This is a genomic window from Mucilaginibacter aquatilis, assembly GCF_009755275.1.
GTDB classification, from domain to species: domain Bacteria; phylum Bacteroidota; class Bacteroidia; order Sphingobacteriales; family Sphingobacteriaceae; genus Mucilaginibacter; species Mucilaginibacter aquatilis.
In genome coordinates this window covers 527,326-550,121 of record NZ_WQLA01000003.1, presented here as the reverse complement: position 1 = coordinate 550,121, position 22,796 = coordinate 527,326, and the positions used below count along the sequence as shown (strand labels likewise).

17 protein-coding genes are annotated in these 22,796 nt (G+C 43.7%); 7 read left to right on the top strand and 10 right to left on the bottom strand.

Annotated elements, in window-relative coordinates:
* Positions 1–158: 158 nt before the first annotated feature.
* Genes GO816_RS18970 through GO816_RS10125 form a run of 3 tightly spaced genes read left to right on the top strand, consistent with a single transcriptional unit; the run spans position 159 to position 3,106 of the window.
* The gene (locus GO816_RS18970) at positions 159–1,355 is read left to right on the top strand and encodes an SAVED domain-containing protein (protein WP_157541731.1); all 1,197 of its coding nucleotides are present in this window, start codon (positions 159–161) and stop codon (positions 1,353–1,355) included.
* Between the two features lie 26 nt (positions 1,356–1,381).
* Entirely contained in the window at positions 1,382–2,692 is a 1,311-nt protein-coding gene (locus GO816_RS10130) for an SMODS domain-containing nucleotidyltransferase (RefSeq protein ID WP_198171476.1), read from the top strand.
* Positions 2,693–2,743: 51 nt separating this feature from the next.
* Positions 2,744–3,106, top strand: coding sequence for a hypothetical protein (locus GO816_RS10125; protein WP_157541727.1), 363 nt, complete (start codon positions 2,744–2,746; stop codon positions 3,104–3,106).
* A 347-nt stretch (positions 3,107–3,453) separates the two neighbouring features.
* On the opposite strand, the gene GO816_RS10120 is transcribed toward GO816_RS10125, so the two are convergent.
* From GO816_RS10120 to GO816_RS10100, 5 genes are all read right to left on the bottom strand, one after another.
* Entirely contained in the window at positions 3,454–3,627 is a 174-nt protein-coding gene (locus GO816_RS10120) for a transposase (protein WP_157541725.1), read from the bottom strand.
* 111 nt (positions 3,628–3,738) lie between these two features.
* Positions 3,739–4,839: an HNH endonuclease domain-containing protein gene (locus GO816_RS10115; RefSeq protein ID WP_157541724.1), complete on the bottom strand. Its 1,101-nt coding sequence runs from the start codon at positions 4,837–4,839 to the stop codon at positions 3,739–3,741.
* Positions 4,840–5,058: 219 nt separating this feature from the next.
* Positions 5,059–6,483, bottom strand: a complete 1,425-nt coding sequence (locus tag GO816_RS10110; RefSeq protein ID WP_157541722.1) for a hypothetical protein — start codon at positions 6,481–6,483, stop codon at positions 5,059–5,061.
* Positions 6,484–6,625: 142 nt separating this feature from the next.
* Positions 6,626–7,000 (bottom strand): hypothetical protein, encoded by a 375-nt coding sequence (locus GO816_RS10105; RefSeq protein WP_157541721.1) that lies wholly within the window; start codon positions 6,998–7,000, stop codon positions 6,626–6,628.
* Positions 6,997–8,886: a hypothetical protein gene (locus GO816_RS10100; protein ID WP_157541719.1), complete on the bottom strand. Its 1,890-nt coding sequence runs from the start codon at positions 8,884–8,886 to the stop codon at positions 6,997–6,999. Before GO816_RS10100 ends, GO816_RS10105 begins: the two co-directional genes overlap by 4 nt.
* Positions 8,887–9,189: 303 nt before the next feature.
* On the opposite strand from GO816_RS10100, the gene GO816_RS10095 reads away from it, so the two are divergent.
* Together GO816_RS10095 and GO816_RS10090 are read left to right on the top strand one after the other, a co-directional pair.
* Positions 9,190–11,076: an AAA family ATPase gene (locus GO816_RS10095; protein WP_157541717.1), complete on the top strand. Its 1,887-nt coding sequence runs from the start codon at positions 9,190–9,192 to the stop codon at positions 11,074–11,076.
* Complete coding sequence (locus tag GO816_RS10090) at positions 11,069–12,079, top strand: hypothetical protein (protein WP_157541715.1); 1,011 nt, start codon at positions 11,069–11,071, stop codon at positions 12,077–12,079. The genes GO816_RS10095 and GO816_RS10090 overlap by 8 nt, the downstream gene beginning before the upstream one ends.
* 471 nt (positions 12,080–12,550) lie before the next feature.
* On the opposite strand, the gene GO816_RS10085 is transcribed toward GO816_RS10090, so the two are convergent.
* Entirely contained in the window at positions 12,551–14,302 is a 1,752-nt protein-coding gene (locus tag GO816_RS10085) for a hypothetical protein (protein WP_157541713.1), read from the bottom strand.
* A gap of 116 nt (positions 14,303–14,418) precedes the next feature.
* On the bottom strand, positions 14,419–15,876 hold the full coding sequence (locus tag GO816_RS10080) for a 3'-5' exonuclease (protein WP_157541712.1): 1,458 nt from the start codon (positions 15,874–15,876) through the stop codon (positions 14,419–14,421).
* 628 nt (positions 15,877–16,504) lie between these two features.
* Here GO816_RS10080 and GO816_RS10075 point away from each other — a divergent pair.
* Together GO816_RS10075 and GO816_RS10070 are read left to right on the top strand one after the other, a co-directional pair.
* Positions 16,505–17,893 carry a DUF262 domain-containing protein gene (locus GO816_RS10075; protein WP_198171475.1) on the top strand — a complete coding sequence of 463 codons (1,389 nt, stop codon included), beginning with the start codon at positions 16,505–16,507 and terminating at the stop codon, positions 17,891–17,893.
* Complete coding sequence (locus GO816_RS10070; protein ID WP_157541708.1) at positions 17,890–19,809, top strand: DUF262 domain-containing protein; 1,920 nt, start codon at positions 17,890–17,892, stop codon at positions 19,807–19,809. The genes GO816_RS10075 and GO816_RS10070 overlap by 4 nt, the downstream gene beginning before the upstream one ends.
* Before the next feature lie 38 nt (positions 19,810–19,847).
* Here GO816_RS10070 and GO816_RS10065 read toward each other — a convergent pair whose 3' ends face one another.
* From GO816_RS10065 to GO816_RS10055, 3 genes are read right to left on the bottom strand one after another with little or no spacing between them, the layout of a single operon-like run.
* The gene (locus GO816_RS10065; RefSeq protein WP_157541707.1) at positions 19,848–20,387 is read right to left on the bottom strand and encodes an ECF transporter S component; all 540 of its coding nucleotides are present in this window, start codon (positions 20,385–20,387) and stop codon (positions 19,848–19,850) included.
* Positions 20,388–20,390: 3 nt separating this feature from the next.
* Positions 20,391–21,128: a hypothetical protein gene (locus GO816_RS10060; RefSeq protein ID WP_157541705.1), complete on the bottom strand. Its 738-nt coding sequence runs from the start codon at positions 21,126–21,128 to the stop codon at positions 20,391–20,393.
* Entirely contained in the window at positions 21,129–22,442 is a 1,314-nt protein-coding gene (locus GO816_RS10055) for an ATP-binding cassette domain-containing protein (RefSeq protein WP_198171474.1), read from the bottom strand. It abuts the gene before it with no gap.
* Positions 22,443–22,796 lie beyond the last annotated feature (354 nt).

Here is a 22,796-nt window from a genome sequence, read left to right as displayed (position 1 = left end):
AAGCCCTCCTATCAGCCGCGAGGTCTTGGAACGGATAGCGCGGGTCGCAGGCAACAGCATAATAATTTATTACACAGGATAACCATCACATTGTTAACAACTTGCAAGAATGCAAACAACAATAATTAGTAAATTGCCCTTTCATAAACAAAGGCCTTGTGGCAAAAAAGAATAAAAAAATAGAAGTAGACAATCATATCGTGGAAACGAGGCCAGCGATCAAGGAACCGGACAAAGTGAGGTTATGGGTACGCTCTGGCGGACGCTGTGCGATCTGCAACAAATACCTGCTCGATCTCAATTACGATGTTTCCATCGGCGAAATGGCACATATTGTGGGATGGAGCAAGGCAGACAAATCTCCTCGGGGCGACGCCGAACTTGCCCTGGATGCGAGGAATACGGTTAACAATCTGATGCTGCTTTGTGCAGACCATCATAAGATCATCGATACTAAAGAGCTACTGGAAGAGTTTACGCTGGAACGCTTGATGCAGCACAAGGCCGACCATGAAAAAAGGATACACCACCTGACCGACTTACAGATCGATTCGGAAAGTGTGGTTTTAAGAATGCTGGGCGGGATAAGGGGCGCAACAGTAGAGGTATCCAAGGAAAATGCCCGGAATGTTATTTTTAACAGTGAACGCAAATTTGCCATGTTCATCGATAGCTTTGACAAACACGGCATTGAAATAGATCTGAAGGCGTTGCCGGAGCCGGAAGAAAATTGGGAAGGGTACTGGTCGATCGGGCAGGGTATTATCGACAGGAGCTTAAACCCGCTTATCGAAGGCGTGGTCAAAGGTCAGGTTCGCCACCTTTCCGTTTTTGCGATGAGCCGCATACCCTTATTGGTTTATCTTGGCTACCAACTTGACGACAAGATACCGACATCCCTTTATCAGAAACACCGTGGCGATCAGGAAACCTGGATGTGGTCTGAAGAGACGAAAACGGAAACCTTCGAGGTGTTCAAACTAAAGGAAAATGCCTCCGATAAAATTGCCTTGATTCTATCTCTAAGCGGGAGTATCAATCCAAGCGAACTGCCGGAAAAGATTTTGGAAAGCTGTAATCTCTACGAGATGGTGCCTGTTGGAACCACGCCAAATCGCGACATTCTAAGGAGCAAGGCCTCCTACGAGAACTTCAGCAAAACCTATCATGGGTTTCTAAGTCAATTGGAAGTATCGCACAAATCCTGTAAACAGATTAACCTTTTTCCGGCAGTACCGGTGACTGCCGCCCTAGCCTGTGGCCGTGGACTGATGCGTGACGCGCAACCGGCAATCATCGTTTATGACCGAAGCGGAACCATTTATAAACCTGCACTAACCGTAAATGCCAAATGAAATTAATCAACTACTTTAAAAGCTTCTTGGATAACGAAGTCAACTTAAATTCAGCTAGGATCACGACTCTGGACGACCGGACGGAAATCATTACCGACCTGTTGAGCGAAAGCGATAAATTTAAGGATAATTTTATCGATGTGATTCCACAAGGTTCATACGCGCATAAAACGATCATCAAACCGGTCAAAGCCACCCATGAGTTTGACGCAGATATATTGCTTTATCTCAAGGAATACCCGGAATGGGAAGCAAAAGATTACGTGCACGAACTTTACCAATTTTTCCGGGACAATAGCACCTACCGGGAAAAAGTCAGTAGGAAAACTAGGTGTGTGACAATCAAATATGCCAATGACTTCCACATTGATGTTGTTCCCTTTTTAGAGCGACATGGGCAAAAGTTCGTGACCAATCGCCATGAGAATAATTTTGAGCTGACAGACCCCGAAAAATATACGGAATGGCTTGATGAGCGCAACCGGATCACCAAACATCATTTTGTGAAAGTTATCCGTCTGATCAAGTATATCCGTGACTACAAACAGACTTTCGCTATCAAATCCATCATCCTCAATACGCTTGTAGGTGAGCAGGTCAATGATGCCGCCTTATTGGAAGACGAAAATTGCTACAGCGATGTTCCCACAACTTTGTACACGGTCATGAAAAAACTGAAGGCCTATGTTCACGATCACGAATATATGCCAACTATTGCAGATCCCGGAGAAACGGGCGAAAACTTTGGGGATCGCTGGAACCAGGATGGCTGGGCGGTATTCAGAACCAAGATGATTTATTACAGTGATAAGATCACGGAAGCCTATGACGAAACCGATAAAGAAAAAAGCCTGGTCAAATGGCAGGAAATATTTGGGGAGTGCTTCAAGAAACCGAAAACAAAGACAGAAGAGCAGCAAAATGCCGCCAGCAGAAGTCTGGTGTCCTACAACAATACCGAACAACAGATTACCGAGCTGGGCTTTCCGCTTCGCATCAATCCCATTTATAAAGTACGCCTGACCGGGCGGGTAAACAAAAAAACAGGCCACCGGCATTATGACTTGGCCACACAAGGAAACAAGGTCGGACGGGGCAGGTGGATCACCTTTACCGTAACCAACGTGAACATACCGCAACCATACGCCATATACTGGAAAACCTTAAACCGTGGAGAACATGCTATCGCCTCGAATTGTATCCGTGGCCAGATCAATGAAGGGGGGGTAACCCATCAGGAGCCTACGAGTTTCAAGGGCAACCATTTTGTCGAATGCTATATCGTTAAAGATGGTATTTGCGTTGCAAAGGACAGGCAATCGGTGATTATTACCTAAGAACACTACATAAATTAAAATACTAATAGGTCCAATTTAACAATAACTACAATGGACTACATCAAGAAAAGAGCTGACAAATTTGTCAGCCATCATATAGCACATCAGGTAGATGAACACAAGAAAGTGATTAGTGAAGCCCAATCCGAGCTATATAATATCAATAGCCCTCTGGATAAAATCATTTTCCTTCGCGTGATCCTTGAAGCGAACGATCAGGAATACCGGAAACATCTTTTGGTCTGTACCAACAAAGACGAGTGCCAGACCAATTATGAACATGAATCGATTCACTATTTCCTGGCCAACGAACTTGACGATCTCGGCATTTCGATTAACGAAGACCAGTTTACCAGGGAAGAACAATGCCGGTACACGTCTGCGCACTTTACGACGCTTATTCATACCCAATAGCAGGTAAACCCTCCTTACACGTTTATAGTTCCAAAGTAACCCTTGCTGCCGAATACGACTGTAATACAAATCCTGACCCTCGGTAGGATGTTTCTCGGATAGCTCCAACAACTTATCGATGGTGGCTGAGTCATCCCGGACGTTCTTATAGTAAAATATGGATTTGGGCAGCTTCACTACCCGGCAAGCCCTGCTGATACTTACCTGACGGAACTCCAGTAGATAAGTAACCATGTCCTTGCGCTGGCAGGGCTTTAAAACTTTTTTGAGAGTACATCTTTTAACAAGCTATGATCTAAAGCCCATTCCGCATACATATGCTTCAGCTTTCGGTTCTCTTCCTCCAGCTATTTGAGCCGCTTCAGTTCCTGGCTATCCATACCGGCATACTTTTTACGCCAGTTGTAAAAGGTTGATTTGTGTACGCCGAGTTCGCGGCATACATCGTTAAGCTCACGGCCACCTTCATACTCTTTGATGGCCTTGACGATCTGCGCTTCTGTAATGATAGAGTTCTTCATTTGTTTGACTGTTTAAAGTTAAGACTTTTCGTCCGCTAAGCAGTCCGACTTTTAGGAGGGGTTACAAGAAGAGTAAGGTAAACTAGTTAGCAATCCTAATTATTGCTAATGTTACAACTGTGACCACATTCCATATCCTCTGGTTGAAATTAAGTAGTCACAATTCTTTTTAAGCTGGTTAATGGCTATGTCATGCCAATCGTCGCCTTTTTGTAAACCTAATAAAGCGATGTGAAGCTCTTTTTGAAAGCGCTGAGGTTTGTTATTGTTGATGAGGTCCCAGTAATGGCAAATTAGTTCTTTTCGGCCTTCAATTAGCGCAGGACTGGGAATCTTGTCGCGTTTTTGGTTATTAAGGTCAGGACGTGTAGGCAGCAAATTCCATAGATCATTGTTTTTCCAGATGGTGAAAGGGAGGATATGATCAATATCATAGTTGGTGATTTTGTCGCCGCTCCATACGCAACATACCTGCCCTTCAGTTTGCAGAATGCTTTTGTATAAGGCTTTAGATTCAGTGATTTCACGCGAAGTGATGGGACTTTTGAGTACTTCGTCAAGTACTTGTGTTACAGACAGAGTTTTGCCCGATGCCTGAACAGAAAATTCTGCCCATTTAAACAATATGGAGTCCTGTCCATTGACAAAACTGCCGAGCACCTGGAAAGCTTCGTAATATTCGAGCGGTATAGAAAATGTGCCAAAGTTATTAATGAGGTATTCGGCGTCAATACTGTTGGTCCGGTGAAATTTTACTTTTTCATACTTATAAATGCCGTAAAACTGATCATAAATGGACGTGCCAATATACTTCATGGGCATCAATGTGATCGTTGCAGCCAGCTTTTTGACAAGCTCTAAAAACAGTCTATGTAATTCCTGGGGAATGCCTTTGTTCTTCAGGTCATTATAAAAAGCCGAGAATCCACCCCTTAATTCATAGGTTTCTATCAATGTTTTTAACGGTCCCGAGAACGCCAGTTGCGTAGACCGGTTGATCTGCGGTATATTGACCAGCGGGTAATAATACAATAGCCATTTTTCAATAAGTAAGCCTAATGGAAAATGTATCCTGTCGCCTTTGATAACAATGAAAGGAGAGTTGTCATCAATTAAGTCGATGGTCCCCCTTAACAGAGCGAATTTATAGGTTGAAGACTTACTGTCCCTTGCCAGTATCTGGTTGATGTTTTTAAACGTCTGGAGATTCAACTTACTTTTATAAAACAGATTTTTTTACAGGGTTAATGACATGAATAAGATCCTATAAAGGCTGGCATTCTTAGTTCAAAAGTTCTGTTTATCAAATATAAGAACGCTTCTCGTACAATTGCTGTTTGATACTTAGGAATTAGGCAGTTAGGCATATCCTTGAGTGGAATCCAGCCTCGCTGATGTAAATGATTTGGCAGTGACCCTTTTACGCTATCTTTATAAAGTGATTTCTTTCAAAATTTTCGTTAGGTAGTCATTTAAGAATGTGCGGTTATTTTCATCGATGTTATCTAACAAGTTTACGAGATCCTGATCGATTAAGGGAATAATTAAGCCTCGTTGTGCGGTGTACGTATCTCGACATCGCTCGATGAATAATTGTCGGTTATCAAAACTTCTACAAACCACAATTCCAACCTTTCCCCGATTGATTGAAAATCGCCCCGCAAGCTGGTCAAGCTCAGGGTTGGCAATATCGGTTGAATAGTTCTTACACTCTATAAAAATATGACCACAAGGTAACATGAAATGGTTAGATAAGTTAAAGAAAAAACCACTGGTACTGCTGTTGTCAAAAAGTATATCGATTCGCTTTCTGCCTTTGTCGATATCTTGTTCTTTGACAGGATTCATCAGGTCAGGATAGAACAACAATTCTAAAATACCCAGCACTATGTTATGGAAAGCACTGGCATCTTTGGTACCGAAGGGGATTTTTACTAATTGAGATCCTAACGATTTTGCAATAGTCTGAAAACTAACATCCGAGATTTGGCTATTCTGAAGCGGAGGGGGATTTGTTTGATCTTTGAAATCTTGCAAAACCTTGGGGTGTTTGAAGGTAAAGCTTCTTAGAAAATCTTTGTTTCTGGGGTTATCCGTTTCAAGGGATTTCTTTGTAACAAATCGGGCCCCTTTAGCCCTCCTTTGCACTAACGCCGAATTGAGTCGCAAGTGTTCATTCTGTAAGAAGGTCAATACAAAATGCTGGTAGTATCTATCTGGTGTATACGATTGGCTAAACGACACAGCTCCCTTGGGCACAAGAAGTATGGGTTTACCGCCAGCGATTAAACGTTGCGATGAAGAGTTTTCCCAGGAATTGCTTTGTCTTGACCAATAGTAACCTGTTGATAATCCACTATGCAAAGGTATATTGTGGAAAATGCATTGTCTGATCGTGTAATCAACGAGGTGTTTAGTAATGATGTTAGTCGCCATGTCTGACAGCTTATCTCTTCCGAAATTGTCAACGAATAGGATGCTGTCTTGCAAGTCTTGGACTAAGCCAGTTTGTATGGCTCTGCTTTTCAGGAGGCTTTGAAAGATTTTTGCTGTATCTCTGTCTCCAACACCGTTACCTCTCGGTCTGCCCTGAGATAGACCAAGACAGGTAGCGTTTGGTTCTCTCAGATAGTCAAACATGTCTTTCGCAACATCAATTTGATCCGTACGAACGAGGTCAATGATTCTTTGAAAGAAACTTTTTAAAGTGAGGGTCGCCTCAACTGACCAGCTATCTACTCGTTTGCTTAAAAAATGTGGGTCCAGAAAAAGCGGCGTATCTCCGTCGGGATCAATATCAACAAAATCCAACTCTGCCTGGGTTTTACCCAGTTGAAACAATTTGCTTATTTTCATTGTGATTGTACGGTTAAGTACTGGTTATCAGGCAATCAAAAGCTACTATTTTCAATGAATCGTTAGCATTATTTTAAGCAGACGACATATAGTGAAATGTTATTCATTCTTTTTTAACCAGTGTGTGCTTCAAATGCTTGGTTCATCGATTTTCTTTTTCAGGACGCGTTTCAAGCTTCTCAAAAGCTTCGGAAGTTAGGTCCTGCCATTTGCCGTTCTCATATAAGCTCAGCTTGAGCAATACTTCTTTATGCCGAAGCTGTTCTTGCTGCCGAAGCGTTTCCTGTTTTGAGCGCTCGATCTTGTAGTCGAGAAAATCCTTCATCGATTTTTGTATGAATTCCAGAATATGTTTTCCGCCTAATGCAATGATAAGGGCGACTACCATCGGCTCTTTGTGAACACCAGGCGTCATTTCATAGTGTTCATCAACGATCAGGCTTTTATTTCTCTCATAGAGGTACTGATGAAATTCGTGCAGAAGCTCGCGATTCTCTGATTCAAATTTTATTTTCATTGGTGACTGTTTTGCAGGGAATGTTTGATAAATTCTTCAAGATAAAAATCAGAGTCAAGTTTTTGACTTAAACAGTGGTTAAGTATATCGGACATTTGTCTTTTAATGAATGCTTCTAAGGAATGATGATCGTACTGAACCATAAAACTTGTATCCGGATAGACAGTAGCTTTATGCTTTACGAAAAAAGGGAACATATAGTGATGTGTCCGGAACCTGCCCTTTAGTGCCAGGTAAAAAAACAGCGCGGGGATCCTATCCATGATTACCTGGACGTATTTTTTGATTTCCGGTATCTGGAAAACCGGTCGTGGATCATCCTTATGATCCGGGAATTCGATCACTAAGAAACTGAATAGTTGTTCCGGATCACGGGTGTTGCTGATCTTGTTTAGGAATTCTCCTACATAGGAATAGTCATTTTCATTCAGGACTTCCTTATTAATCAAAAGTACAATATGGTATTGATCAAGTCCGACATAACGGAACCGGTCTTCCGCGAATTTGTCATTAATCCTGAAGAATTCCTTCTCATAGGCCTTTTCCTGCTCGGCGTTGATCTTTTTCAAGCAATTATCCTCAACGGATATTTCGTACAGATAATTCCATGCGAACCAGGACGGGAACTTACATTCCTTATAATCGGCCGGAACAGAATTCCATTTTCGGCAAATTCCAATGTTGTAGTAAGCGCACTGTTTGTGATGGCACAAAAACGGGGTATCAGCCATCGCATCGCTGAACAAAGCCAAAGTGATCTCTTTCATTTTGACCATCTCCTTGACTATCGTACCATAGTCGACCGTATGATCCTTGATTTTGTATTCTTGATAATCCGGAGAAGAACACACTAATGCGGTATCACGGGCATGTAGGTCAAGGAAATTAACGTGGATAGCAAACGGGAAAAAAGTTTCCAACAGCTTTTTCGATCTTTGGTGGTCGGTCTCGATCAACGCCATCTCCCGTTGTTCGTTCTCTTTTTTCCAGTTGAGATATTTTCCGGCATGTACACTCAGGGGATAATGCGCGGAACCGGTGTTCATGTTCGCATAGGTAATGATCTTATCATAAAGTGTATCGTCGATAAAGCCGACGGGTATATCCTGTATAAAGTTCGTGTTTGCCGGATCGAGATCAATGGTCTTATAACGTATCTTGATCATATCCTTGAGCAGAAAATAATCGATCCCGTCAAAATTCTTGTCAAGATTATAGGCAATGGTCATGTTAACGAGGTCACGAAAGATGGAAATGGGTTCAGTTGTATGGAAAGCTAATTGCGTTAATATCGGGATGAAGTGGTAAGCGTACTTCGGGTCAAAACGCTTACACAGGAACTTGTAAAGCTTTTTATAGGCTCTGTTAGCGGGATTTTGTATCCACTCAAAATATCGTTCAGGACCGGCATCTTCGTTGGATGCCTTGAACTCGAAAATGGTTGTGCTGTCCTCTATCAGGTCATTTAAACAAAATATATCTGCATCATACCAGTCTGTCCATTGCTGGTAGTCGACATCGATCTCCAGCATATTACTGTCATTCCAGTAATAGCGGAAGTTCACGCAGCAAAAATGAAAGTTGTTTACCGTTGGCGTGTTGAGTCCAAAGTGATCGAATGGCACCTGTGCTTCTTCTGATAGCCTGACCTCTCTGCGCAGGTGAACTACGCCATGGTACTCCAAAAAATTGATATAGAATAGAAACGGATAAAAGAGACTTTGCCAGTAATGATGTGATTCATGAATCAGGACCTTTTGCAGCTCCGGGTTCAAAAGATTCGCCATTAAATTCTGTGAGATCATCTGTCCTTTAAAATTATTAGACCCCACAAAATTCTGAAAGAGCTCGCGGATCTTCTTGACTTCCTTATTTGCAACAGTCATACGAGTATTAATGTGTATGACTCTGAGCGCAGTATCGGTATAAGAATAGTAACTCATAATTGTGACAAGTAGGCGGTATGAAAGGGTTTCATCTATAAACCTAATAAATATTTTTTGTTGCTGAAAAATTGAAACGCGATTCGGAGTACTATGAAAAAGTTATTTTATCAAACTATTAAAAATGTGCTGATTTAAGTATACAGGACGGTGGGCTTATTGGGTCATTGTCGCTTCAAAATCGTAATTGCCACTACCCCACATGAATATTTTATATATTTATTTTTTCTTTCACCTTACCATATCATGGATGAACATACGACTAACCTTATAGGTATCAAACTAGGCTCGAAATACGGCGTTTTGAGCGACCAAATACTTTGCTTTGATCAACGCTTTGATATCCGCATTAATCATAATGCATCTAAAACATTCATTACGATCGCTCAGCGCGAAGATTTAATCAAGGATTTTTTCGGTCAGAATATTATTTATGTGACTGGCATTGTCGGTAAAAACGGCGTGGGTAAATCGACGACGCTGCGTTATCTCAGGGATCTGTTCATTAAAGATAAAAAAGAGCTGGATGAACGGGAACAGGACATTGTGTTTTTTAAAGACGGAGGTGTGATCAAAGTATATATTAATCAGTATGCACGTGCCGATATTGAAATTGATAATGAGACCGGCTTGCCACTCGAAGAGGTTTATTACCGGGATTATCCAAAGGTGCTCGATCGCATTAAGAATCTGACGACCATATATTACTCCAATAGCTTAGAGACCGATTTCTTTGAAAAGGAAAGCGTCAATTATTATAATGTATCAACCGGTTTTCTTAAAGAACAAATCGGTAAGATCAATCAGGCGGTCAGGAGCAAAAAGATCCGGACCCTAGGCGGCGTCAAAAGGTTTCGTTATACAGAGCTGAAACGGCAGGTGGAGTTCCTCCGGGCATTCAATGAATTGCAACGTCGCCCGGACATTCCTTTTAAACGTATAGACGCGATAGCTGTAAATATTCACACATTGTCCAGGAACGATGTTGACAGGCTGAGATCGTATCTGATAGAGAATATCGAACGCGTTACTGATAACATGTCTTTACCAGAAGGATTTGTTCGGGATCTATCGGATCGGTTATCCGCAACACTAAGTGAATTCGGTAAACGGATCGAATTTCGTTATGAACACGGAACTGATCCGCTACAAGGTCGTTTTTACGAGAACCTGACCTTGTTCCTTTTACGGAGTATCCTGCAGGATAATGTTTTAATTGATCTGCTGATTCAGCAACAGGAACATTTTATCCAACTGATCGACATATTCCGGGAAGGTCAGGAATTTCTGGACCACGACAATTCGCGCTATGGGAGACTGATTGATAATTTACGTGGGCTATTTGAGGACCTGCAGCGTCGTGCAACAGAAAAAAATGAAAAAAGATCAAAGAAGCAGTTGCCGATCCTGGCTAAGCTTACGGATATTGAAGCGTTGGAGGTGTACTTCCGGCGTCACTGGCCAGAGTTTGAAAAAGATAAACATTCACTGACTTTACGGACAAATTCAGATTTGTTTAGCGAATTCTTTGAGCGTCATTACAGTACTGCCCTGGATTTACCCTTTATGAACATGCGCTGGCCTTCGCTGAGTGCAGGTGAAGAATCTTTAATCGCTTATTTTTCCAGGCTGTTTGCTATTCTCAAAGATATCCGAAGCGATAACGTACTCATGCTCATCGATGAAGGCGATTTGTATTTTCATCCAGAATGGCAGCGTGATTATGTGCATTTCTTGTTGGAGTTCCTTAATTCTGAGCTTATACGTCCGAACGGAATTCATCTTATTCTTACCACACACTCACCCTTTATCATTAGCGACCTGCCCCGCGAGAATATTATTCTGCTGGAAAAAAGCGAAGATGATCTCGGGTTCTCGAACGTTCGTGTCAGCAGACCTGAAAAACGGACCTTGGGCGGAAATATCCATACGTTGTTTACGGAAAATTTTTTCTTGGGCGAATCAACCGTTAGCAGTTTTGCGAGGCAAAAGATACAAGACGAAATCATAGCACCTATACTCAGCAGTGACCGCTTCGACATCCGAAAGGTGCAGCAGCTGATAGACCGGGTCGGTGAACCGGTATTGAAACGTATTCTGGAAGAAAGATTAAGTAAAAGACTCAATGGTTAAGATCGAAAGGGGTGCAGAAAAGCCCATAACGGAGGTTGCCGAAGATCATTGGAATCTGATAAGTCCGTATATTAAGGCTCAGGAACGTTATCATGACTATTCACTCGTCATGCGCGTCGTACGCAAGCGCGACTTTTATCAAAATAATGGCAATGCTGCACGTACAGCTTTTTATAACGAACTGCTTGATGCGGATTGCGCTCTGCTGAAAGAGATTATACTGGTGCGGCCGGAGACAACACCGGCATTGATCGCCCGCATGAACGCCCTGTATGCCCGACATGGACTTGCACATGGAAGTGCTGATCCGGGGAGCCTGGGGCATGAGATACTGCATGAAGTTTTTGATTATGAGAACTGGCGACGAAGTGTCAAAAGCAAGAGATTGTTGACCATGCTTGGCATCGATGTTTGCCCTTATTGTAACATGTTGCCGGTCTGGGTTCATTGGGATGAGGAGCGTCAGTTGGCGATTGTAAGCTATGATCACTTTTATGATAAGGCAACTTATCCATATTTATGTTTATCATTTTATAACCTGATACCTGCTTGTTCACCCTGCAATGAAAATTTTAAGCAACAGCGGACCTTCACTCCGGTAACACATTTTCATCCTTACCTGGATCATTACGACGATGGTAATACTTTTGATCACGACTACGCAAACGATTTGACACCTTATACGATCACCCTTGATCACACTGATGAGCGCTCGCCGGTATTTAACTTCGATCTGGGCATAGTAAATCGGATCAATCTACCTAACGAAAGGAGATATGCCAAACTGATCCATCGGGCATCGCAACGTTATCCAGACTCGGTCAAAGAAGAAATGATTGAATTGTGGGGTTTGGCCGACTTGCATGAGGTTGAGCAAAAGATCTGTCAGGAAGAGGAAATACCTTTTAAACAGTCTGAAATCCTCAATCGTACCTGCGGTAAGATGCAGCGGGATTTCGCTTTGAAGGGTCGCATTTTTTCGAGGGAAAATCCGCTTCTTTGATTATATAAGTTTTGAATTACTCAATGATCAACAGTGTCTTAAATGAGCGACCTGGTAGATAAGGGCGACTTTGATGATGATCAGTAACATGCAACTGGTAGGTTCGAGGTTAACTAGATGACAATGGCGCTTTTTATTTACAGAATTTATTTGATTTGAATATTGGTGGCTTGAATATATACATGATTCACGACAAGGTAACAGCAACTAAACAACAAATACGAAAGGTCATTCTTCAGGCGGCCGGACTTGCACGGAAAACGCAATTCGGCACGCGGGCGGAGGCTGTCTTATAGTCTCCCGCTCCGCCTTTGCGACCGCTCCTCTGACTTTCTTTTTTATTGTTTTTCTTTTATAGACAGCTATCCGGGAGGGCTGCACGGGTAAAGGGATAGCGGAGTAATCAGATCTTACAAGTTCGTAATCTGTTTCGGAATTTCCGCTGACAAACGTTTAACATGAACTATTTAATTATTGAGCAATGGCTAAGTAATGGAAGAACAAATGTTGGTCGATCGCATCCATTAATTTCTCATTTCCTTTATTGAAAATGGGATCGGTAAACGTTTTCGGCATGGCCGCAAACCCGTTGAATGCACCCCAGAACGTATATGCAATGTGATGTTGTTCAATATTCTTGTTGAAGAGGTACCGTTGAAGTTCTTCCATACTATTGGGTTTGAATAAGAACGCGATAAAGTTCCTTATCAGGGGTGTGTTATCGGGAAGAACGTATTCGAACGCCTTTGTGGCACGGTAGTCCTGCAGCTGGTGTAACGCTTTTAATGAGTCAGTCAACTCATTTTTACCGTTCATTTTGCGGATCACGTCACTTAAGATCGAGTTGATCTGGCCCTCGTTAATATCCTGCTGCCCTTTGGCATTCAGCAATAAGGTATCAATGATGATCCTGAACAATTCACTATCAGGAAAATGTGCCTGGTCATGCGCTAAGAGTATCTGATCATCGGTCTCAACTTTGTCATTGTAGTAGCATCTGGTCAGGTGCTTGATATCGAACAGATATGGTTCAAGGTCAAGTTCAGTATCCTTTCTTTTCTTACCCAAAAATCTTGCCTTATTATTGAAATTCATCTCGGTCACTAAAGTGCCCATCTTGTAATAGATGTCCTCAATGTTGCCATCGAAATTTGTCCTGCCGTTCAGCGTTCTGTTGAGACCCCTGTATTGCAGGGAGTTGATGCGCGACTTTAAAGCGGAGATATGCTTTTTAAGTTCCTTACCGCGGTCGTTAAGATCAGACCTTTGTTCTTTCAACAAGGACCGCCGGTCTTTGTACTTGGCCGACCGTCCCAGGTCCTTTAATTCATCTGTGATCCGCTGAATATCAGCATTCAGTTCGGACAGATGCCGCTCTAACAGCTCTTTTCCGCTCATGGCATCACTCAATAAAGGCGAACGGTACTCAGTATCCTCTTCAACGGCTGGGATCATAGCGGTACGTTGCCGCGCCAACTCCTGTGATCGTCTTTCCGTGTAAGTCACCAGTTCATTAAGGTAATGATCCAACAGGTCGAATTTGCTTGTCTTTTCCTTTTTGTTCGCGGCCTTGAAACGATCTCTGGTGCCCTTGATTTTTGCGCGGAGCTCAATGAACAGATCCGGCGTGAAACCTTCGGATAGCTCTGCTTTGCCTTTGGTTGCGGTCATCACGTTCTGCAACTCCTGAAACCCTTTTTCCAATTCGATTTCTGAATCGTTCCTGCCACCGATGGTGCCGCAGATCAGTCCATATAATGTTCCTTTGATCTGATTGAAGGCCCGGTCAAAATACGGTTGGGATTCTGAACGCTTATTCAGCAGTAACCTGTCAGGGTAATGAATCTGAGGACTATGGAACATCAGATCGAACTTACGGTCGTCTGCAATGATCCTGAAACTGGAACTTCCTTTGAACAACAGGTATTTAGGGATAGTCTTCACCTCGATACTCGGTGAGGCATCTGCCAGTATCAACTTTTTATCTTCTTCCGTTGCGATGCAGATAAAGCACTGATCCCTCCTCAGATAGATGGTACGGTAGCAATAGGTCAGGCCATCCTTGCTGACAACATATTTGCTGTCCGGCAGGCTCGTTTTAAGAATGGCCAGGAACACCGGCCGGCCTTTTAATGGTCTGAACCGGAATGGTTGAGGATAGAGAACCAGACAATTATCGAACTGTAGCGGTAACTCCTGATCCGTTGTCAGCGTGTTACGCATGGTACCAAATCGCCTTGAACCGTAGAAATAATGTGGGGATACGCTCTCGGTTGTAAACAGACTGTTGATGTTCCAGGATGATAACGGAAGATAATGATAATTATTGATGTTCATATTCAGACACTTCTATAGCAGGACACAGGTACTGGTGCAAAAGCTGATGTCAGCTTATCCTCATAAGTAAGATATAATTCTCTGCTGGCACGGGTCATTGCGACATAGAAAGCATTCTTTTTGATCCCATTGAAATGCATACTGTCGTTAGCAAACGGTATGAACACCGTCTCGAACTGTGTCCCTTTGGAACTGTGGTAAGTAAGTACACAAGGAAGCGTGCTCTGAAAATTAAGGTTGTCAATCTGGTTATAATAACCGCCTCCGAGTTCTCCGGACATAAAGTCGTTCAAGGCCTCAGTGAAACCACCTAACGGACGGTTATAGCGATATTGTGAATCCATTCCTTTTTCATTCATTTTTTTGACCACGATCTCGACCATCTTGTTGGTCGGCACCAATATAGCGACATCTGTCAGATCTTCTGCTTTGATGATGCCTAATATGAAGTCGATCTGCTCATCCAGGGACTTGCATTTTTTTACTACCGGTAACGCGTTGCCCCAGTCCTTGTTACATCTGCGGACCAATGTCCGTTCATCGTCAGGTAACATATATTCGGCCAGACGTGCGATCTCCTTAGTTACACGATAGTTCTTTTGTAATTCGACGTATTCGCATGCCATGGTCTTGGCAATCGCGTTTATGGATGTCCCCGATGTGGAAAGCTTCTGACTTGTGTCGCCGAAGAACACAATGCTTTTGGTAAAATCCGACCTTAATGATTCTATCTGCTCGGCCTGAAAATCCTGCGCTTCATCCAGAATCATAAAATCTTTTTTGAACTTGAACGGCACGAACAGGATGGCACTTGACAACGATTCGAATTTGGTGCTGTCCGTCAATCTCAGTTCCTGCGGGGACAGGATCTTTTCCAATTCGTAAAAACATGTTCGTCGTCCATAGGTCTGCCAATAGGCATTACCGATCCAATCTGCAAAGTCGACGGAGACGAACCTGGTGATCTCGGCCTCCCTGCTCCGGATCTCTTCCGGGGTAAGCGTTTTGAAATCACGAAGATAAGCGGCATGCAGTGCGGCATAATGTGACTTCCTTACATGGTCACTTTTTTTGTAGACCTCGATCCGGTCACCTTTTTGGAGATAAATGTGGCTTGAAAGATATTGTACATTCTCTCCATTCTTAGTGATAGGGAAAAAGACCAGTCCGGAGAGATCCATTCCCCGGTTCTCCCAAGCCCAGGCATAGATCGTTGCGTCCGCGGACAACTGCTGAGCCATAAATCCGAACTCCAGCATCGCTTTAAGGGCCTTGTTGAAGACCAGGAGTACGAACGAACCCAGATTGGACACTCTTTTTGCCCGCAGTACGGCGAGCACGGTCTTTCCGCTGCCCGCATTACCCGCAATGACCATGCTATTGCCCGGTTCGGACATATAAATCTCATATTGTTGCTCATCCAGCCTGCTGTCAGCGACAAGCCATTCTTCTAAACGCATTTGATAAGATATTAGGTTTATTGAGTATTGTGAATATTTGCTTATTGACGATCAGTCCATAGGCCTCGAACCCCATACATCCCTCTTCGGGCTATTCCTTAACGGCTATACGACAGTTCTTCCGGTATTGTGACTAGGCGACACTGCTTGTTCTTAATGCAGGAGAAATCTGCGTTCGTAGGGGAGGATATCAGAAGACTATCCAACTTACCGGGCTCGGCCGGTTGCGGTTTCCGGTACGCACTCACTTCACCCAGGCTGGCCATTAACGTACTCTTCTTACGCATCTGCCTGAAGTTCGCTGGTTTGGTCAGATGGTCCTTTTGAAATGTCCGGACCGTTACATATTGGTCGACGCATTTCCCGGTATAGAATAACTTGTAACGGTTGTTATGCCTGCCTGGTATCTTATAAAAACAGGTGTCACGGCATTTTTCTTCTTGTAGTTCCCTCAGAGCTGCGAACGTCAAGGGTTTTCCCCATGTGATATTGACGTTCACACGTTTGTGTGCGGATTGATGCATCGTAATAAGGTTATTTTTTAAAGTTAAAAATTACTCTTAAATTCAGGAACTAAATCTGTAATACACAATTAATAATGTCAGGAACCAGGTTAGAGACGAAGGTTATGAGTCTGAAGGACTTACTGGCGGATCATGATCTTACCATACCGGTGTATCAGCGTCCGTATTCCTGGACGGACCAGCAGGTGATCCCGCTTATGTCTGATCTTTACAAAGCGAAGAAGGGGGATACGCTGGTCATGGGAAGTCTGATATTCCATCGTAACGGCTCCCTGACCGATATCGTTGACGGGCAACAGCGTCTCACCACCTTCGCGATACTGCACAGATTGTTGAATACCGGGGCCTCTAACTTTCTGATGAAAAGGCCATTCCGTTACTTATCGGCTCAGGAGAATGTCAGGAAGAACGCCGCTCTAATAAACGATATGATTAAAAAGAAAGGTGGTGGTCCGGAGCTTGATTTCGCGGATATCTTCTTTATCGTTCTGTACGCTCCTGATCTTGATGACGCTTTTGCATTTTTTGACAGTCAGAATTCGCGTGGAAAAAGGCTGGACGACCATGAGATACTCAAGGCACATCACTTACGTTACATTGCGGACCCGGCTCTGGCGGAGGATTGTGCGGTCAAGTGGCAATCCCTTGAAAAAGATCCTGCCCTTAAAATTGGAACGTTGTTAGGCAGCATCCTGGGCAGGGGGCGAAAATGGGGGCGTAAAGAGTACCGCGAACTGGATATCAAAAAAGAGTTCCGCTCGCAACGTATACACAGGTCTGACCGATCAGGATATCTCATGAACAGATATCAGCAGGCCCCCTTATTCAGGACGTGGAGATACGACCCGGTCAGCGGCAAAGGCCTGGAACTGTTCTTTGACAGACATGACGGTATCTATCGTTCCGGAAGTATACTTATTAATGATGATGCCCTGCTTTCGCTACCATTGCAGATCACGCAGTCGCTTGAAGGTGGCGAATCCTTCTTTTGGTTCACCCAGAAATATTACCAGCTATATAAACAGATCATCGTCGGGAATAAGCTTGGCCCTTTCTTTCGTGAACTGGAAACCAACCTGAAGCATTTTGACCATAATACAGGCACCCGGTATGTTCATGAGCTATTCGTTGCTGCGGTCATTTTCTATGTGGACAAGTTTGGTCATGAAGAAGCGGATTATGTTCTGGCCTGCTTGTTCTTCACCTGTTACCATTTAAGATTCAAACAACCGACGGTGCAGTATAGTTCGGTATACCGCTATATACGGGAGGAGCATAATCCCTTCGCGCTGATCGAAAGGGCCGGACATCCCGACTACATTGTTGAACGCTGCAATGTACTTCTGGAAGGTGCCTATCGGGAGCAAAATATAAAGTCCAACAGCATACGTGAAAAAATGAGGATTTCATTATTCGAAGATCCTGAACATGCGTTCTTTTTAGGCCACCGGCATCTTTTACCAAGGTCCCTGTCATTTTTAGCCCGTTTATGACCATGATACCTGAACCTATACCTTTTACACCAATTGAACTTAACGCGATCCGTTCGTCCCATCAGGTTCGTACCTTTAATATTCCCATCTATCAGCGACTTTATTCCTGGGGGCATAAGGAAATCAACAGATTATTAAAAGATGTCCTTGACGCCGCGAACAAAGATCCCGGGCGTGATTATTATATCGGTAACATCACGTTACACCACAATAAAATTTCTCAGTGTTTTGATATCATCGACGGTCAGCAACGTTTGACAACCTTATGGCTGATCGGCTCGGTCATGCGTTCGATAGGATGTCAGGGCTGGGACCTGTTCCTGCTGGCTGATGGTTCACCAATGCTGGGTTTCGCCGCAAGACGTGAGGATGAACGATTCCTGAGATCTCTGATCGGCGCGAACATCGATGAACCTGCAGAAATCGTTGATGAAGATATCAACCTTATAATGGTCGATGCAATCAGGTCCATAAAAGAGTTTCTACGCGAGCTTTCCGCTTCTGAGACCGAACGGCTTTCCGGTTTTTTCCTGAGGCAGGTCAATATGGTCGCAATATTTCTGCCGGACAGTGTGGACCTTAATAAATATTTTGAGGATATGAACAACCGCGGTCTGCAGCTGGAAAGTCATCACATCCTGAAAGCGACGTTATTATCTCATATCGATCCGGAACTACAGGAAGGATACGGTAAGATATGGGATGCGGTGGCACAACTGGACCAGTATGTAGAATACGGACTGGATGGGGGTCTGAGCTTTAACCGGGCAAAGCTTTTAAACATCGATGTGAGGATCATGTCCTTTTTCAATGCCGGGGGCAATGGCTCGGATCTGCCTACGCTGGAGACATTGATCGGGGAGGGCGTTAAAGCTGGCAGGCAGAGACAAAAGGAAGAACAGGACCCCGATATGATAAGGGAAAAGGTCGGCTCTATCGTTAATTTTCCGGAATTCCTCTTACACTGCCTTAAACTGTTCCTGAAGGGTTCGGACACTTCAGGTCTGTCGGTAGAGGATAAGAAACTCCTGACCGGTTTCGAGACCTACTTCAATATTAGCGATGCGGATCGGTTTATCCGGCATCTGTTCAGGTGCAGGATCCTTTATGATGAGCATTTCATTAAAAGTATCAATACTGAACAGGGTTATTGTTGGGAGATCCGTGGCATCAGACAGATGGACCCTTCCAAAGACGAATATGTTCGGACCTGCGCAGGTAAGGACGCACTGCTCGTTCAGCTGCAAGCCATGCTGAACGTCAGCACAGCACCTTCCCTTTGGTTTACCAAAGCGCTTGCGCACCTTATTCAGGAGGGCGATGACCAGATACGCCTGTTAGAAGTACTCGGGACAATAGACAGGAGTATCGCGATGAACTTTCTCCGCGGAAAAAGACTGAGTTCGGTGCTGAACAACGGAACAGGCACGAATCGGTATTGGTTCTATAATCTGGATTATATCCTGTGGAAAGAATGGACGACCGGGTCACTCAAACTTCCTGTCGTCAGGATCGAAGACCATCGTGAAAAGATCCGGAACTTCCAGTTCCGGGATAATCGTTCGGTAGAACACATCTACCCCAGAAATCCGGCTTTCGATACCTGGTCGACGGTTCCTATACCGGAAGGGGTGGACGAAAAAATAAAGGACAGATTCGGTAACCTGGCACTGATCAGCGTAAATTCTAATTCCGGTTACAATAATCAATCACCTGATCAGAAGCGTTGGGATTTTATACACCGGACAAATAAGTCCGGTATAGAGAGCCTGAAACTGGCGTTCGCATATGGTCATGAGGATTGGTCCGTAGCAGCCATGATCCAGCACGAGCAGGATATGATGAGCGTTCTGCGAAGATACCATAATCTGCCCGAAGAAGAGCCCATACTATCTGAAGGTCCTGTAACGCAATAATAATAAACAGAGCCTTTTCTGCCTTTGGCAGGAAAAACTCACTCGTCCGGCCGAGCACTTCCGGCAAGCGGACGCCAGAGAGCAACTCCTCCTGCTACTGCAATCACTGCCTGGGCAATATTCGCCGGCACTTCAACAATGGCTCCGCCAATATCGGTTACTTTAAAAAACGGGACGTAACTGCCAAGGTAAGGATATATATAGGCCTCAAATAGAAAGTACCCGGCGACTATGATGAATCCACCAACTGAGGCTGCAATCACCCTTCGTCCGACACCAATTCCACGATGTCTTCCGATCAGACCTACTACAAATCCTTCCAATCCCTTGATGATGGCTGTAGCGAGAATGAATTGCGGAAAGCCGACGGCGTCTGCAACGGTTGGCCCTACAAGCCCGACAATGAGTCCGGGAACCGGTCCGAGCCATAGGCCAGCTAAAACAACGAAAACGTCACCTATATTAAAATATCCGTTCGTGACCGGGATAGGTACTCTGATGATCATCGTCCCTAAAGCAGAAAGACCGGTTAAAGCTGCAACGACAGCAGTTTTACCAAGTGTCCAGTTATTACTCATAAGCTATCTGTTTTCTCTGAAATTGATTATATTCTTCATCTCCTCGGTTAAATAAGGTATGGCTTCAAATGTGTGCATGATCATAGCAAGACACCAGGTGACTGCCGAATTCCGCATCCAGTTCAACCAGGCCAGCGGACTGAGCCTAGACTCCCATAATTCATCACTGAATCTGGGACTTATCATTTTGGGATTCTCTTCTCTCCACACATCAAGCAGACTGATTGTCACATCGCCGACATGCTGGAAAACCCTGAGCGCTAACGCCAGGTGTATTTTAGTTCTATGATTTTTTACAGTGCTGAAATCCAATCTTGATATGAAGCTGGAAACTGAAAAACAATTGATAAAAAACAGACTGTAAGGTATCACCGAAACCATGCAGATGAAGAGCGATAACATCCTGATAGAAACGAGCGTCATGTCCTGTCTGCTGGCACCCTGAATAAATCCGATTAAATTCCGTATTCCGGCGCCTACCAGGCAGGTAATTAACGCGAGGAGGAATGCAAACGAAAGATAGCTGAGCAGCTTTTTAAAACCTGTGTTCAGCAGAATAAATAACCAGATAAAACAGCCGTAGGAAAGCCACATGAAAAGATTGTGTAGTGGATCTTTCGCAGTGGCGAACAGTGTTAATGGCCAGCCGGTTATGGGAGGCAGGCCGATAATGACCAAAATCAAAAAGCGCAACCATACAGGTTTTACTTTTGCTACATGCAACTGGTATTTTTTGTTCATTTAATTAATCTGCTCAATATGAACCTCCTGCGGATTTTCCATTATCTTTAAGTTGATCACGCTTTTATATAAGTTACTGTACCAATTCCGCAGATGCGTTATGATCAATACCGGAATATGAATTTTATGTGCAGCATTCACAACAATTGAAGTGAACAGCCCGGTCACTGGTCGTGAAAGGCACCAGTCGGGCTCATCAAGTATTAATAGCGGCGGCTTAGAGGCAAGGCGCTCACAGACTAATGCAAACTTTACCTGAAGTACCGTTTCTATCGTACCGGAGTTCGAAGCTGCTAATTTCATTTTTCTTAATCTCACATCAGTCTTGATTGCAAGCCGGAGTTCATCTAACATTTTTTCGTATAATTCTCTTGCCTGTTTGCCTTTAGCCTTGTCAAATTTAAATACTCTTGTAAAATGGTCGTTGATGGTTTCCCCGAAGAGCTGGTCCAGAGAATCCTGCATGAGTACTCTGGCATAACCTTCGTTACCGAGGCACCTTATGGCTATTCTTCCGGTTGTCGGCTGGTAGATGTTACTCAGCATCTTGACAAAAACACTTTTTCCGACGCCGTTGTCACCCGTTACCAGCGTTGGCGATTCAAATTCCCTGTCAAAGTCAGCCGGGACATATCTGATTATTTTCTCGGGGCTGTTTTTTGGGAATGTCTGAGCGTCAAATATTTTAAGCAGATTTTTAATATAAAGGCTCCAGGGGAGGCTCTCCACCTGAACGGACGACACTTGTTCCTGTTCCTGCAGGTCGTTATCAGGCGCGGTTTCAATCTGTTCTCCCTCTAACAGCAACAGGCTGACAGTCTTCCCACTATCGGAATACTCCTTAATTAAGTTTTCCAGAAGAAAATACTTGGTGGGATGAAGCCATTGAGTAGGCGTACATACATATAACGTCTCTGTCAGATCTTTTAATCCCTGTGCTTTCGCGAAACTCAGCAATAGAAGTTCACCACCCGACAGCGTCATGGTTTGTCTTTTGGAAAGGCTGGCGTCCAGATGGTAGTCGTTTAATATTCTGTTTGCCTGATCATATGCGGAAGGACTGCTGCACAGCGAACAGGCAACAGTTATTTCATCAATCGGGTAAGGGTAAGAAATATTCAGCTTTGGATCGGGGAATATGCAACGCCAATTGACGTTTTCCGATGACACGTCTTCGAAATTTGTGAACCACTTGTTAAATTTACCCAGGAAAAGGCCTTTACCCTCTATTATCTGGGGAGGTGCAAATCCTGTTTTCAACTCAAGATACCCGACAAGATCTTCATAAGTAACAAAATACCTGGATTCCACCATGTGAATATGAGATAGGTTCTTCCAAATATACAATTCGTTGAAAGACAAACGTATCACTCTTGTTACTTTTTTCTGAATTATAGCATAGTCTAAATTACCGCGCATAATTTTTCAGTTGTCATTCTGCCAGGACATGGGTTATGATTTGCTTTGGATGGCTGACCTGTTTGCTGATTTCTTGATGTTTTATGATCCGGTGAAGCATTGTTAAACTTAATTATACTTGTGGCAGTTACGCCTGCACTTATTTGAAATTGCAGCCAGTCAACATCCAGTAAGTATACAAGCAATTCGGGCTGCCATCATTGTATGCATGAGGTCGCTGTCATTTCAACATCTGTTACCGCCTGGAAA

Excerpts from the sequence above, each read along its gene's own strand:
- GO816_RS10105 (WP_157541721.1), bottom strand. The coding sequence starts at position 7,000 with ATGAAAATAAAATTTGAATCAGAGAATCGCGAGCTTCTGCACGAATTT.
- GO816_RS10095 (WP_157541717.1), top strand. The coding sequence starts at position 9,190 with ATGGATGAACATACGACTAACCTTATAGGTATCAAACTAGGCTCGAAA.
- GO816_RS10085 (WP_157541713.1), bottom strand. The coding sequence starts at position 14,302 with ATGCGTAACACGCTGACAACGGATCAGGAGTTACCGCTACAGTTCGAT.
- GO816_RS10110 (WP_157541722.1), bottom strand. The coding sequence starts at position 6,483 with ATGAAAATAAGCAAATTGTTTCAACTGGGTAAAACCCAGGCAGAGTTG.
- GO816_RS10070 (WP_157541708.1), top strand. The coding sequence starts at position 17,890 with ATGACCATGATACCTGAACCTATACCTTTTACACCAATTGAACTTAAC.
- GO816_RS10120 (WP_157541725.1), bottom strand. The coding sequence starts at position 3,627 with ATGAAGAACTCTATCATTACAGAAGCGCAGATCGTCAAGGCCATCAAA.
- GO816_RS10060 (WP_157541705.1), bottom strand. The coding sequence starts at position 21,128 with ATGAACAAAAAATACCAGTTGCATGTAGCAAAAGTAAAACCTGTATGG.
- GO816_RS10090 (WP_157541715.1), top strand. The coding sequence starts at position 11,069 with ATGGTTAAGATCGAAAGGGGTGCAGAAAAGCCCATAACGGAGGTTGCC.
- GO816_RS10055 (WP_198171474.1), bottom strand. The coding sequence starts at position 22,442 with ATGGTGGAATCCAGGTATTTTGTTACTTATGAAGATCTTGTCGGGTAT.
- GO816_RS10080 (WP_157541712.1), bottom strand. The coding sequence starts at position 15,876 with ATGCGTTTAGAAGAATGGCTTGTCGCTGACAGCAGGCTGGATGAGCAA.
- GO816_RS10100 (WP_157541719.1), bottom strand. The coding sequence starts at position 8,886 with ATGACTGTTGCAAATAAGGAAGTCAAGAAGATCCGCGAGCTCTTTCAG.
- GO816_RS10075 (WP_198171475.1), top strand. The coding sequence starts at position 16,505 with ATGAGTCTGAAGGACTTACTGGCGGATCATGATCTTACCATACCGGTG.
- GO816_RS10125 (WP_157541727.1), top strand. The coding sequence starts at position 2,744 with ATGGACTACATCAAGAAAAGAGCTGACAAATTTGTCAGCCATCATATA.
- GO816_RS10065 (WP_157541707.1), bottom strand. The coding sequence starts at position 20,387 with ATGAGTAATAACTGGACACTTGGTAAAACTGCTGTCGTTGCAGCTTTA.